This is a genomic window from Brotaphodocola sp. (assembly GCF_983179755.1).
Genome location: NZ_CFAHBC010000014.1, coordinates 50,529 through 65,173 on the forward strand (window position 1 = coordinate 50,529; position 14,645 = coordinate 65,173).

Below are 14,645 nucleotides of genomic sequence, written 5' to 3' on the forward strand. Positions count from 1 at the left end.
CACCTCTCTACTGTCTGTCAACTATTTTCTATTATAACCGTTTGCCATTTTTATGTCAAACTGTTTATATGCCTCTATTGACGCGTTACACGAACCGTAACGGATTTTATTGAAAATTTGAAGGATTTATACTATACTTTTCATAGTATGCCTAAATCTCCATTTAAATGGCAGGCAAACCATAACATCAAAGAAAACAGCAACAAGAGCGTTTTAAGAAACAAGAATTACGAAATTGAGAAACAAGAAATGAGGTTTTATTTATGATATTATCCTGCAACCATATCAGCAAGGCATTCGGAACAGACCAGATCTTGTCGGATGTCTCTTTTCATGTAGAGGATCAGGAGAAGGCTGCGATTGTCGGAATCAACGGTGCCGGCAAATCCACCCTTCTAAAAATTATTGTCGGAGAGCTCTCCCCGGATACCGGAGAATCCGTTCTCTCCCGCGGAAAGACGCTCGGCTATCTCGCTCAGCATCAGGATCTCGAGAGCGGGCGCACAATCTATGAAGAACTGAAAGAAGTCAAACGCCCGATTATTGAGATGGAGGAACAGATCCGCAGTCTCGAACTTCAGATGCGCGATGCCGTTGGGGAAGAGCTTGAGCAGATGCTCTCCACTTACAGCCGTTTGAACCACACTTTTGAGCTTGAAAACGGATATGCGTGGAAGAGCGAGATCGTCGGTGTTCTAAAAGGTCTCGGATTCAATGAGGATGAGTTTGACAAGCAGGTCTCCACGCTCTCCGGTGGTCAGAAGACCCGTGTCTCCCTCGGTCGTCTTCTTCTCTCGAAGCCGGATGTGATCCTTCTTGACGAGCCGACAAACCATCTCGACATGGAGTCGATCTCCTGGCTTGAGAACTATCTGCGCGGATACAACGGTGCCGTTATCATCGTTGCCCATGACCGCTATTTCTTAAACCGCGTCGTGACTAAGATCGTGGAGCTTGAGAACGGGCGCAGTACGACTTATCTCGGAAATTACACGGATTACAGCGAAAAGAAAGCGATGATCCGCTCCGCCCAGATGAAGGCATATTTGAACCAGCAACAGGAAATCCGCCATCAGGAGGAGGTTATCGCAAAACTTAAATCCTTCAACCGCGAGAAATCCATCAAACGCGCCGAGAGCCGTGAAAAGATGCTCTCGAAGATCGAGATTCTCGACAAACCTGCCGAGATCAGCGATGAGATGCGCATCAAACTTGAGCCGAATATCGTCAGTGGAAGTGATGTCCTGACGATCCGCGATTTAAGCAAATCCTTCGGTTCCCAGACTCTGTTTTCCCATGCCGACATCGATGTCAAGCGCGGGGAGCGCGTCGCTGTCATCGGAAACAACGGAACCGGAAAAACAACCCTCTTAAAACTCATCAACGGCATGCTCCCGTCCGACGGTGGCACGATCACGCTCGGTTCGAAGGTTCACATCGGTTACTACGATCAGGAGCACCACGTTCTTCACATGGAGAAAACTGTGTTTGAGGAGGTTCAGGATGCCTACCCGAATTTAAGCAACACGCAGGTGAGAAACATTTTGGCAGCCTTTCTGTTCACCGGGGACGATGTGTTCAAGCGTATCTCGGACTTGAGCGGTGGCGAGCGTGGGCGTGTCTCCCTCGCAAAGTTGATGCTCTCCGAGGCGAACTTCCTGATCCTCGATGAGCCGACAAACCACCTCGACATCACCTCCAAGGAGATCCTCGAGGAAGCGCTCAAGAACTACACCGGAACTGTGCTCTACGTCTCCCACGACCGTTATTTCATCAACCAGACGGCGACGCGAATTCTTGAACTGACCGGACAGACCTTCATCAACTACATCGGAAATTACGATTATTATCTCGAGAAGAAAGAGCTGATGACCGATCTCTACGCCCCGGGCGCAAATGCGCAGAACTCTGCCCAGCAGATCCCGGGAGTCGGAAAGAGCGTCTGGACCTCCGCTTCCTCAACAGCAGGAAACGGCGCAGATACCGCTTCCGACACCAAGCAGGACTGGAAAGCCCAGAAAGAGGAACAGGCGAGAATCCGTAAACGTCAGAATGATTTGAAAAAGATCGAAACAGAGATCGAAAAACTCGAGACCCGGGATGCCGAGATCGATGAACTCCTGACTCAGGAGGAAATCTATACCGATGTCTCCCGCCTTGTCGAACTCAACAAAGAAAAAGAAGCGCTCCAGACGAATCTGGAAACGCTCTATGCACAGTGGGAGGAGCTGGCTGAATAAGCCAGCTCTTTTTCTAATTTTTCTCTTCTGCCTGCACCTCCCCGGTCTCCTGGTTGATGCCCGGTCCACCTTCCGCTCTCACGCGCTCCTGATAGGCTTCCGCCTCCTGTCTCGCAAGTTCCGCCCGCTGTCTGCAATATTCCTTTTCTTCCTCACTGTCATTCTCGTGAAGAATCTCCTCAATTACCTCACCGACTTCGGGGGCAATCCGTTGGATCTCCTCCGTCTTCTCTCCCTCCAGATACGTCGAGACAAGTTTTCCAAAATAAAACTTGCTGTCACTCGCATAGTAATCCGGAATCTCCAGAATTCCCTGAAGCACCGGGTAGGCATTCCACAGCGCCTCCATTCGCGCATCGCCCCTCTTATAGCAGCCGGACGCATATCCCACATACTCGCACATTGCCTCAAGAAGAGATTCCGGCTTTGTCGTCTTCACCTTCTCATACTCGGAATCCATGCTGTGATAGACATAATAGATTCCAAGATCCGTCGACGGTGCGGAGAAATACTTCTTTTTCGTGTAAAACATAATCTGCCAGCCATCTCTCACAAAACGCTCCAACCACCCGCGGGGGACAAGATAGAGCGCATCGGTGATCAGATCCTTCTGTTCGGTCGTGACATCCGCATTTCCGATTGTCCGGATATCCCCATCGCTCTGGTGCTGTCCGTCATCACCGAAAAATTCCAGTCCGAGATACTGATTTCTCGCCATATGTCCGTTGATAAAGAAATAGTAAGTCACGCCGTTGATCGCCAGACTTCCTCCGTCCGCCATCTCTCCATTTTCCGAAAACCAGTACCACTCTCCACCATATTTCAGCCATCCGGTGTGATTGCTTCCATCCGAATCTCGATAATACCAGTGGTAATTCTTGTAAATCCAGTCACTACTCCCATCCCCCGGTGCCTCCATCGCCCAGCTCTCACCCGCAGACAACACAATAAACATTGTGCTGAGTAACAGGCTTAAAATTCGCCGGAATCCGGATTGCCACACATATGCACATCGGTATTTTGCCACTGAAAGCCGTCCTTTCTAAATGTTTCTCTTTTCTTTCTTCGTTCTTCTGTCTTGTCCTGATCTTATCTGAATTTTATTTAATCTTTATTTTCTTATACAAAAAGCTCCCCGCGGTGCGGAGAGCTCTAAAATCTTTTCCTATTTCCGGTGCGCCCATTCACGCACTCTTTTTGAATGAGCAGGACGATAAGCCGGGTTATGTCGTTGGATGGTCATCTATCTAGACCAGATGTCGCCATCTGGTTCAAGCGACCTACCCGAAAGCAGACGGGCCGCCTTATGCTTTCTGTTCGGTCTTGCTTCGAGTGGGGTTTACATGTGCCCTGCCTGTTACCAGCCAGGCGGTAGTCTCTTACACTGCCTTTCCACCCTTACCGGCGCAAGCCGGCGGTATATTTCTGTTGCACTGTCCCTAGAGTCACCTCCGCCAGACGTTATCTGGCACCCTGCCCTGTGAAGCCCGGACTTTCCTCTCCCACAACCTTTCGGTCTTGTGGCAGCGACCATCTGTCCTGCTCAAACGTGTCTATTCTACCATTGCTTTTTAAAACTGTCAAGTAAGTGTTCGTGTTCCCATCGACACCTGCAAAGCCTTGGCGCATGATTTCGAGCTACACGCGGAAACAGCTTCCACCGACAAACTCGCGAAGAATCGAGTTTTGCGGAATGTTCTCACAGCCAACTCCGAGGAAGTAATCTAGGAATTTGAGCAAGCGTTTTGCCTCCACATATTCTGCGCTGTCGCGCGGAACACTGAAAAGCGCCGGCTCTGCAAACTGCTTGAGCACTGCGAGCTCATAGACGAGAGCGGAGTTGAACATCACATCTGCTTCCTCCTGATACGGGAAAATATTTTCCTCCTCCCCGCGTCTTACCGACGGCCACATCCGAATCGTATCCTGAGCGGAAGCGCCTCTCGTTCTCGCGTCACGGACAATTCGTCGGATCAGACGCCCATCCGTCGTCGGAATTCGGTTGTGCTCATCGATTCCAATCTGGGTGAGCGCGCTGATATAGATCTTAAATTTATTTTCTCTCGGGAGACTGTAAGAGAGTCTCTCATTCAGGCAATGGATTCCCTCGATAACCAGAATATCGTTCTCGCCGAGCGTCAGCCAGTCTCCCTGATACTCCCGCTCCCCGGTCACAAAATTGTAAACCGGAAGCTGAACCGTCTTACCCTCTAAAAGGTCTGTCATGTCCTGATTAAATTTCTCGACATCAAGGCACTCAAGCACCTCATAATTGTAGCTTCCATCCGGATTCTTCGGGCTGTTCACACGATTGACAAAATAGTTGTCGACCGAGATCGGATGCGGGACAAGACCATTTGCGCGAAGCTGAATCGAAAGTCGGTGAGAGAACGTCGTCTTTCCGGAGGAGGACGGACCTGCAATCATAACAAATTTCTTGTCCGGCTGATTCTTGATCATCTCGGCAATATCGCCCATCTTCTTTTCCATCCGCGCTTCCTGAATCAGAATCAGATCATTGAGCTTTCCCTTTGTAATCTGCTCATTTAACGATCCGACCGTCGGAATCTTCAGGCTTCTTCCCCAGTCCTTCGCCTCTTTCAGGACAGAGAAGAGCTTCTCCTGTGGCTGAAATTCTGGAATCTTGGTCGGATTGGAGGAATCCGGAAGTAAAAGCACAAGCCCCTGCCGGTATGCAATCACATCGAAATACTGAATATATCCGGTGTTCTGCACCATATATCCATAGTTGTAGTCCTCAAACTTTCCAATACTGTAAATGTTCACGCGGGACACCCTTCTGTAATGGAACAGTCTCTCCTTGTCGTACATCTTATGCTGATGAAAGAGTTCCACCGCCTCATCCGTATTCATGCTCCGCTTCATAATCGGAATCGATGCATTCACATAGGCGCGCATCTGATCCCGGATCTTTTCCGCCATCTCCGTTGTCACCTCAAACTCTCCAATCGGCTCCATAAAAAGCCCATTTCCGATCGAGAAATCCACAGCAACTTTTTTCAGGCGATCCTTGCCGATCACCTCATAGATTGCTTTTAAGAGAATCAAAACCGCACTTCTCTGGTATGTCATGATACCCGGTCTGTCCTTCGCAGTCAGAAACGTAATCTCCGTCCCATCCTTGACGCGTTTATGCAGTTCCTGAAGTTTTCCGTTCACTCTTGCGAGAAGAATGTCATATTCAAATTTTCTCTGATAAAGTGCTGCCACATCCATAAGGAGGGTCTCTTCCTCAAACTCCCTCGCTTCGCCTTCTACTGTCACATGAATCATTTGCCCATCCTCCTGTTGTCCATCCATTGCTTGACTCACACTGCACGCTACACACTATATACTACATAATATTACAAATGCTGATTCCTTCGCCTCCTTTTCACTCGCAAGAAACACAAATGTCTACTTCGCAGTCGCTTGTGTTTCTTTTGCCCTTATTACATAATTACCGCCGGGAATGCCGGATCTGCCTGGATCACACTGATCTGATCGGAAAATGTCTTTTTTAAGTACGCTTCCACAAACGGAATAAAAATATGTTCCAGACCGTAATGACCCGCATCGATGATTGCCATTCCACACGCCACCGCATCAATTCCATCGTGATGTCCGATGTCCCCGGTAATCAAAACTTCTGCACCCTGAGCAATCGCGATCTGCACCATGCTTCCGCCCGCTCCCGGTGAGATTGCCACACGCTGAATATCTCCGGTAATCTTCTGACTTCCGTACACTGTCACAAACGGCAGATCAAATGCAGTCTTTACCTGCTGTGCGATCTGCTCGAGCGTCATCGCCCTGGGAAGCTCACCGATCTTTCCGATTCCACAGGCTCCATGCTCATTCTGCACCGTTATCTCAAGCGGTGCCTCCGCATTTAAACCAATTTTCTCGGACGCCAGATCTGCCATACATCCCGGCGCAATATCAAAATTCGTGTGCATCGCAAAATAGCTGATGTCTGCCTGAATCATTCTCACAATCCGTCTGCTGATAAACTGCTCGTCATTGACCTGCTTGAGTGCCCGGAAAATCAACGGATGATGAGTCACAATCATATCTGCATGAATTCGGAGCGCCTGATCGATCACCTCATCCGTCGCATCGAGAGCAACCAGAATCGTCTTCACTTCCTTATCTGCCCGTCCTGCCAGAAATCCCGGATTATCCCAGTCACAGGCATAAGCCCGCGGAGCAAGCTCATCCAAAGCCTTTATGATCTCTCTGCACTGCATAATTTCTGTTTTGCCTCCTCAATTTGCTGTAAAAGCACGGAAATCTCCTCCAATCGAGCTTTCGCGCCCTCTCTCTCCTGTTTATTCAAATGGTCTGCAATCTCCCGATACTGTCGCTCTTCCTTCTCAAGAAGCTCTCTCAGAACCGGAACGGAATCTTCCGTCAGACACATGCCATAACGATATTCTGCCTCAGAATCAGCATGCATTTTTCCGTGTTCCACGCGCATGATTGTGTAGTACTTTCCGTCCTCCTCAAGCATCCTCTCCTCGCGGATCGCAAGTCCGAGGTCTTCCAGACCATGACGGAAAATTGCAAGTTCCGACTGCGGGGACAGAAGAAATGTCCGAATCCCGGCAATGACTGCCGGATCTGCCGATTTCAGAATACGAAGCATCAACTCTCCGCCCATTCCGGCAATCACAACGGTGTCCGCCTCTCCTGCCTGCAGCTTCTGCATGCCATCACTGAGTCTCGTCTCAATCCGATCCTGCATCCCACATGTAAGAACATGCTCCTGCGCGCGCTGAAGCGGTCCCTTTCTCACATCCATCGCAAGTGCCCGTCCCGCTTTCTCAAGCTCCATCAGACGGATCGGCACAAAGCCGTGATCCGTTCCGATGTCTGCCACACAGCTGTCATCTCCGGTCACAGGTACCATCTCCACAATTGTCTCAAGTCTCTTTGATAATTTTATCTGCACGGAATCTGTATCTCTCTTTCCATAATCTTTTCTTCTATAAACAATAACTATTCCATCTATAAATAAAATAATAAATATTCTGTCTTAATCCAGATAATCCTTCAATTTCCGACATCGGCTCGGGTGGCGCAGTTTGCGCAGTGCCTTCGCCTCAATCTGGCGGATTCGCTCTCTCGTCACATGAAATTCTCCGCCGACCTCCTCAAGCGTTTTCGGTTTTCCGTCATCAAGTCCAAAACGCAGGCGAAGCACTTTCTGCTCTCTCTCCGTCAGTGTCGAGAGCGCCTCCATCAGCTGTTCATGCAGGAGCGTAAACGCTGCCTCCTCCGCCGGAACGGCGACATGATCATCCTGAATGAAATCTCCGAGATGACTGTCTTCCTCCTCACCGATCGGGGTCTCAAGAGAAACCGGGTCCTGAGAAATTTTTCGGATCTCGCGCACGCGCTCCGGCGGAATCTCCATGCGCTTTGCAATCTCCTCAACCGTTGGTTCCCGTCCAAGTTCCTGAACGAGCTGTCTCGAGGTGCGCACCAGACGATTGATCGTCTCAACCATGTGTACCGGAATTCGGATCGTTCTCGCCTGATCGGCAATCGCACGCGTGATCGCCTGACGAATCCACCAGGTCGCATACGTCGAAAACTTGTATCCCTTCCGGTAATCAAACTTTTCGACCGCCTTGATCAGCCCGAGATTTCCCTCCTGAATCAGATCAAGAAACTGCATTCCCCGTCCCACATAGCGCTTCGCAATGCTGACAACAAGGCGCAGATTCGCCTCCGCAAGACGTTTTCTCGCCTCCTGATCTCCAAGCTCCATCTTCTTTGCAAGCTCAATCTCCTCATCGGTGGAGAGAAGCGGAATCTTTCCAATTTCTTTTAAATACATGCGAACCGGATCTTCAACCCCGACGCCTTCCGGAACAGACAGATCAATCTTCTCCGGATCGATCTCCTCCTCATCCTCAAGATCTTCCTCAGAAAACAGATCCGGGTCCATCTCATCTTCCTCTTCCGTTCTCAGGACATCTACATGATGGCGGTCCAGGAATTCATAAATTCGATCCAGTTTTTCCGGGTCCAGAATTTCTCCGCGAAAGAAATCCAGAATCTCCCGATTTTCCAGCACATTTTTCTTTTTGCGTGCCTCTTCCACAAGGTGCGTCAGTTTTTCCTCAAATGTCTGCGTCTGCTTCTGTTCTTCCATAGTTATCCGCCCTTTCCATAAGATGTGTTCCCAAAGTTCCGTCGTTCTACTTTCCTGTATAAATCTTATCTTACACCGATACCATATGAATCGTATGAATCATCCTTTGTCGATCCCGTCAATCGCCTCTCTCGTAATCATCTAACTATCTCATATCTGTCGTCTAAATCAGTCAATCTCAATATGAAGAGTTTTTAAGGATGCCTGCTCCTGAATAATCTTCTGCAGCTGCACAATATCCACTGCATGTCGACTCGCCTCATCCAGACTGTGCTTGCGCACTTTCAGCACGGTATCCGAAAATGCTTTCTTCTGCTCCTCATTATTCAGGGATTCCTTCAAATTTGCGTGAAAAAGTCCAGCCACCTCTTTGTATTGTTCTTCATCATTGATAAAATGATTCAGAATTTCTGCCGGATTAAGATTTCCCTTCTCCTGTTCTGCAAATACCATCTCTGCCACCTGATGATAGAGCGGTTCGTCAAAGTCATCCGGTCCGATAATCCCATGAATTTTCTCAAAAAGTTTTGGTTTCTCAATCAGCCAGGTCAGAAGAAGTCGCTGGGAACGTCGGATTCCCTCATCTTTATCGACTTTCTTCTTTCGCTCCCTATTTCCACCACCATTTAAACCACTTCCAGAATTTCCATATTCGGAATTTTGACTCGAGCGTTCTCCAAGACCACGGCTGAGTCCGAGACGATTCACAAGACTTCTCAAATCCTTGTACGAAATCATCTGCTCTCTTGCAACCGCCTGAATGTAATTGTCCCGCTCCAATGGCTCAGTGAATTCAAGAAGTTTTTCCGCCGTCGCATGGATAAACTTTGTCCTCTGCTCCGGGTCCTGCATCTGGTAGTCTCGCTTGAGGACCTCAATTTCAAAGAGGAAGCTGTTCTTTGCATCTGCAATCCGCTCCCGAAACGCATCTGCTCCCATATTCTTGATGAATTCATCCGGGTCCTTGTACGGCTTCAAATCCAGAACTTTTGCGGAAACTCCGACATTTCTCAAAATCGGAATCGCACGAAGTGCTGCCTTCACCCCTGCGCCATCGCTGTCGTAGGTGAGGATCACAAGCTCTGTGTAACGCTTCAGAAGCATCGCCTGCTGAGATGTAAACGCCGTTCCAAGCGAAGCCACCGCATTCTGAAATCCCGCCTGTTGCATCGCAATCACATCCATATATCCCTCACAGAGCAGGATATAATTTTCCCGACTCGTCCGCGCGTAGTTTAACCCGTACAGATTTCGGCTCTTATCAAACACGATCGTCTCCGGGGAGTTTAAATACTTCGGCTCTCCATCCCCGAGCACACGCCCTCCGAAACCGATCACACGGTTATTGATGTCCATGATCGGAAACATCACACGATTCCAAAACTTGTCATAGGTTCCGCGCTCCTCGATCGTCACGAGACCGGACTCTTTGAGGATCTCATCTCCATATCCTTTTGAGCGCAAATACTGATAGAGGTCATTTCCCGTCTTGTTCGCAAACCCAAGCCCGAATCTGCGGATCGTATCGTCGCTGAGCGCTCGCTTTTTGAAATATTCATATCCGATCTTTCCGTGAGGCTGATGCAAATGGTAGTAAAAGTAGTTTGCCGCCAGCTTATTGATCTCTAAGATGGTCGAGCGTTTGTCCTCTCTTGCGCGCTCTTCCTGAGTATATTCAATCTCCGGAAGTTTTACGCCTGCCCGATCAGCAAGACGCTTCATCGCCTCCGGAAATGTATCGTTCTCATATTCCATCACAAACGTGATGACATTTCCGCCCGCTCCGCACCCAAAGCAGTAATACATCTGTTTCTGAGGAGATACAGAAAAGGACGGAGATTTCTCATTATGAAACGGACAAAGTCCAAAATAGTTACTTCCTTTTTTTTGCAGATTTACATACTGAGAAACAATGTCCACAATATCATTTCTCGTTCGTACTTCCTCTATTACTTCCTCCGGATAATACATCTCGACTCCTTTCTGCTCGTTACTGTCCACGCGGTCTGCAAACAGTAACTTCTTCTCCATTCTGTTTGTATATTCTTAAATTGGTTAATATTTTTCTTTTGCGCCTATTAGATCAAGATCCGTACCTTCGGTACTTAACGCTACTTCGTAGCTATCGTGATCGCCATTCGCCACTCGTGAATCTTTCTTTTTTACTATACACTCGCAAACCCGTGCTAACGCACTCCCCCGCCTGTTCACACAGGCTGTTTGCTCGTTAATGGCGCAAGAGAAACAAATGCCTGCTACCGCAGTCGCTTGTTTCTCTTTTGCGCCTATTATATCATATTTTCTGAATTTTTAATACCAATAATACAAAAACAGCAAAGCAATCAGATTTTTCATTTCCTTTGCCTTGCTGTCCTTTTTAGTCTCTCTTTTTTTGAGTCTTTTTTGAATTTTTCTAATTCAATCTCACTCTCTGCTTTATTTCAGGAAACCGTTGACGATCTGAGCCTCTGCCTCTTCCTCGGTAAGTCCTAACGTCATCAGCTTAATGATCTGCTCGCCGGCGATCTTTCCGATTGCTGCCTCATGGATCAGAGCCGCATCGATGTTATTTGCCTCCAGCTGAGGAATTGCAAGAATCTTTGCATCTCCCATGATGATTGCGTCACACTCGGTATGACCGGTACACTTTGCGTTTCCGACAATGCGGGAATCAAATTTCTGATAAGAATGATCCTTTGCAACAGAACGGGATACGACATCTGCGCTTGCGTCATCTCCGTTCAGAGTCACGGTGTATCCGCTGACTGCATGCTGGTCTCCATGAGTTAAAAGGCGCTCACGGACAACAAGCTTTGCACCGGATGCCAGCTCTGCGGTCGTCATGCGGTTCGTGGAATCCACACCCTTGATCTGGACCATCTCCATCTCCATCGTGCTTCCCTCTTCCATATATGCCTCGGTGACCGGATTCAAAATTCTCTTTCCATCTCCATCACCCTCGCCATAATGTTTCTCCACATATTTCACTTTTGCATTCTTTCCAACAAAGAAGCGATGAACGCCGTCATGCTGAGAATCCTGATTTCCACAGTTGTGAATTCCGCATCCTGCCACAATCACAACGTCACAGTCCTCTCCGATATAGAAATCGTTGTATACAACCTCTTTGAGTCCACTTGCACTCAGAACAACCGGAATATGAACACTCTCATGCTTTGTGCCCGGCTTGATGCGGATATCGATTCCGCTCTTATCCGTCTTGGATACGATGTCAATGTTCGCCGTCGTATTTCTTCCTGCCATCTGACCGTTTGCACGGATGTTGTATGCGCCCTCTGGAACGCTGTGAAGGTCTGCTACCTCCTCAAGAATATGCTTCTGAATCTCGTCAATCATGCCTGTGCCCCTCCCTGGTAATATTTGTCGCAGGGATTCATAGCCGATGCCGTGCCAAGAAGTCCCGGAAGAATCTCATCTTTTGCGCCATGCTTGCTCACCTGTCCATCTGCGATCACAACGATCTCGTCTGCGATGTCCAGAATTCTTTCCTGATGGGAAATGATCAGGATTGAACCGTCCGTCTGCTTTCTCATCCGCTCAAACACCTGAATCAGATTCTGGAAGCTCCACAGATCGATTCCTGCCTCTGGCTCATCAAATACCGACAGCTTTGTTCCTCTTGCCAGAACGGTCGCAATCTCGATACGCTTTAACTCTCCACCGGAAAGGCTTGCATTGACCTCTCGATTGATATAATCCTTTGCACAAAGACCAACCTCAGACAGATACTTGCAGGCATCTGCCGGAGACAGGTTCTGCTTAGCTGCCAGACGAATCAGGTCAAGTACCTGAATTCCCTTAAAGCGAACCGGCTGTTGGAATGCAAAGCTGATTCCCAGATTTGCACGCTCCGTAATCGTCTTATCGGTGATGTCCTCACCATTGAAATAAATCTTTCCCGAAGTTGGACGCTCGATACCCGCAATCAGCTTCGCCAGCGTAGACTTTCCTCCTCCGTTCGGACCCGTAATTACCACAAACTTGTGATCATCCACATTTAAGCTGATGTTGCGGATAATCTCTTTTTGTCCCTTTTCTCCTGGTACTTCAAAGGACACATTCTCTAATGTCAGCATAACTCCCTCCATACATCTTTGTATACATCTGAATCTTCCAATCTCTTCTTTCGATCAATCACCAGACTCTGAGATACATTTTTCCTTCTATACGATTTCTTTTTGCCGGACTTTACAGGTTTTCTATGTTAATTAATCTTAATTAATTGGTTTTGTTCTCTTTTTTGTTTTCCTGTTTTTACCGTCAAAGTCTATTATATACCAACTTAGTCGGTTTTACAAGAAAACCTGTTATTTCATATAAAAGAATATGCCGAGTGCGCATACTCGCGGAGCATTTTTTATATGATCGGATGCAATTTCCTATTATACAAAAAAAGCAGAGAACTCATCACTTTGTTCTCTGCTTTCTCTCTTCTGTCGTGCAGAAGAAGGGAGTCGAACCCTCAAGGTATTGCTACCACACGGACCTGAACCGTGCGCGTCTGCCAATTCCGCCACTTCTGCAAACCGTTGCTCCGGCAAGGTGCCCGCCGAACCAACGAATGATATTATATCGTGTCTCTGTAAAAAAGTCAACTGTTTTCTTTCTTACTTTAACTGTTTTTGACCATTTTCCCGTTTTCCTGCTACCGTTCATGCATTGTACAAACGGTAACAGATTTTCTTTCACTTCCATCTATCCTTTTTTATGCGTGTCTCATCGTGTGTTTCCACTTTCCGGTTCGATACTCTCGATAGGAAATCGCCCAGTTTGCAAACCAACCGAGCGGAACTGCACACCAGACCATCGAAATGCCAAAGACAGGAGACAATGCAAAGGCAACGATCACGCGGATACTTAAGTTGACCAGATTGGCCACCGTAAACATCTTCGTGTCTCCTGCTCCACGCAAAACTCCATCAACTGCCATCTTAAATCCAATCAGGCAGAAAAACCATCCCATAAACGTCAGATAGCCATTTCCGGTTGAGAGCGCAGTTGCTGTGCCGTCTGTTCCGAGGAAAAGTGACATCAGACCATCATGAAAGATCTCAAGCCACAGACAGATGCTCACGGCAAAAAAGAGTACCATCCCGCTCGCCGACTTTAATCCCGCACGAACCCTCTCCGGCTGGTTTGCCCCAAGATTCTGTGCGGTGTAGGACGAGAGTGCATTTCCGATTCCACTCATCGGCACACAGCAGATCGACTCAATTCGCATTGCCGCAGAAAAGCCTGCAAGTGCCTCTGATCCAAACCCATTCACGACCGACTGTACAAGCATCATTCCGATCGAGACCGTGGACTGTTGCAGAATTGATGGAAGTGCAATCTTCACCATCTCCGAAAGTTCCGATGCATCAAACAGGCGAACATGATCTGCCGGAAACGGCTTCAATTCATGTAACAAGACAAGAAATGAGAGCACTGCGGAGACACCCTGCGCCAAAAAAGTCGCCCACGCAACACCGGCAACTCCCATTGCAAACTGCGTGACTAAAATCCAGTCAAGCACAACATTAAAAATCGAAGAGAAAATCAGAAAGTACAGCGGAATCCGGCTTTTGCCAAGTGCATTGAACATCGAGGACTCAATGTTGTACATGAACAGAAACGGCAATCCATAAAAATAAATATTGAGATAAAGCACGGCAATCTCTAACGCATCTGCCGGTGTATTTAACGCGGTCATAATCTGTCGGCTGAACGTAAGTCCAAAGCCTGCCAGAAGAACTGCCACCCCGAGAAAAACAAGGCATGCTGTGTAAAGCGCAGATTTCATCCTGGCATATTCCTTTGCACCGAATGCCCGACTGACAATAACCGAGGCTCCGATTCCTCCACCGATCGCAACACAGATAAATACCGTCGTCAGCGCATACGAAGCTCCAACTGCTGCTAGCGCCTGCTCCCCGACATATCGCCCCACAATTGCAGAGTCCACCATTGTATACAACTGTTGAAACAGGTTGCCAATCATCATCGGCAATGCAAACTGAAACAACGCTTTCGCCGGTGTCTCCCGAATCAAATATTCTGCTTCTCTATTCACCCTTCTTGTCCGCCTTTCTCTGATCTCTCTAACTTTTTCCTTCGATTACACCTTTATTTCTTTCCTTATGGTCCCTTACATTCCATTCCATTCGGAATAAAAAGTTCTCCTTAGTAATCGAGTAGGAGGCGGTGACTAACCGCCGTCCTCTCACACCACCGTGCGTACC

The 14,645-nt window shown here is 48.0% G+C and carries 10 protein-coding genes, 1 tRNA gene and 1 other RNA gene; 1 reads left to right on the top strand and 11 read right to left on the bottom strand.

Annotated features, from left to right (window positions below; all coding sequences use genetic code 11):
* The first annotated feature begins 263 nt into the window (after positions 1 to 263).
* Positions 264 to 2,240: an ABC-F family ATP-binding cassette domain-containing protein gene (locus AC4EVX_RS07105; RefSeq protein WP_177976995.1), complete on the top strand. Its 1,977-nt coding sequence runs from the start codon at positions 264 to 266 to the stop codon at positions 2,238 to 2,240.
* Positions 2,241 to 2,253: 13 nt separating this feature from the next.
* Here AC4EVX_RS07105 and AC4EVX_RS07110 read toward each other — a convergent pair whose 3' ends face one another.
* The 11 genes from AC4EVX_RS07110 to AC4EVX_RS07160 form a co-directional block, all read right to left on the bottom strand.
* Positions 2,254 to 3,267, bottom strand: a complete 1,014-nt coding sequence (locus tag AC4EVX_RS07110; protein WP_177976994.1) for a hypothetical protein — start codon at positions 3,265 to 3,267, stop codon at positions 2,254 to 2,256.
* A 171-nt stretch (positions 3,268 to 3,438) separates the two neighbouring features.
* An RNA gene (rnpB, locus tag AC4EVX_RS07115) (RNase P RNA component class A) lies at positions 3,439 to 3,786 on the bottom strand.
* Between the two features lie 92 nt (positions 3,787 to 3,878).
* Positions 3,879 to 5,534: a nucleoside kinase gene (locus AC4EVX_RS07120; RefSeq protein WP_177976993.1), complete on the bottom strand. Its 1,656-nt coding sequence runs from the start codon at positions 5,532 to 5,534 to the stop codon at positions 3,879 to 3,881.
* 158 nt (positions 5,535 to 5,692) lie between these two features.
* Positions 5,693 to 6,490: a Nif3-like dinuclear metal center hexameric protein gene (locus tag AC4EVX_RS07125; protein WP_177976992.1), complete on the bottom strand. Its 798-nt coding sequence runs from the start codon at positions 6,488 to 6,490 to the stop codon at positions 5,693 to 5,695.
* Positions 6,469 to 7,194: a tRNA (adenine(22)-N(1))-methyltransferase gene (locus tag AC4EVX_RS07130; protein ID WP_490159865.1), complete on the bottom strand. Its 726-nt coding sequence runs from the start codon at positions 7,192 to 7,194 to the stop codon at positions 6,469 to 6,471. The genes AC4EVX_RS07125 and AC4EVX_RS07130 overlap by 22 nt, the downstream gene beginning before the upstream one ends.
* Positions 7,195 to 7,278: 84 nt before the next feature.
* Positions 7,279 to 8,403 carry an RNA polymerase sigma factor RpoD gene (gene rpoD / locus AC4EVX_RS07135; protein WP_177976991.1) on the bottom strand — a complete coding sequence of 375 codons (1,125 nt, stop codon included), beginning with the start codon at positions 8,401 to 8,403 and terminating at the stop codon, positions 7,279 to 7,281.
* A gap of 168 nt (positions 8,404 to 8,571) precedes the next feature.
* Entirely contained in the window at positions 8,572 to 10,374 is a 1,803-nt protein-coding gene (gene dnaG, locus AC4EVX_RS07140; protein ID WP_177977008.1) for a DNA primase, read from the bottom strand.
* Between the two features lie 465 nt (positions 10,375 to 10,839).
* Positions 10,840 to 11,760, bottom strand: coding sequence for a SufB/SufD family protein (locus AC4EVX_RS07145; protein ID WP_177976990.1), 921 nt, complete (start codon positions 11,758 to 11,760; stop codon positions 10,840 to 10,842).
* Entirely contained in the window at positions 11,757 to 12,500 is a 744-nt protein-coding gene (locus AC4EVX_RS07150; protein WP_177976989.1) for an ATP-binding cassette domain-containing protein, read from the bottom strand. Before AC4EVX_RS07150 ends, AC4EVX_RS07145 begins: the two co-directional genes overlap by 4 nt.
* Before the next feature lie 363 nt (positions 12,501 to 12,863).
* Positions 12,864 to 12,947, bottom strand: a tRNA-Leu gene (locus tag AC4EVX_RS07155).
* A gap of 182 nt (positions 12,948 to 13,129) precedes the next feature.
* On the bottom strand, positions 13,130 to 14,476 hold the full coding sequence (locus AC4EVX_RS07160) for an MATE family efflux transporter (protein WP_490159866.1): 1,347 nt from the start codon (positions 14,474 to 14,476) through the stop codon (positions 13,130 to 13,132).
* Positions 14,477 to 14,645: the final 169 nt, after the last annotated feature.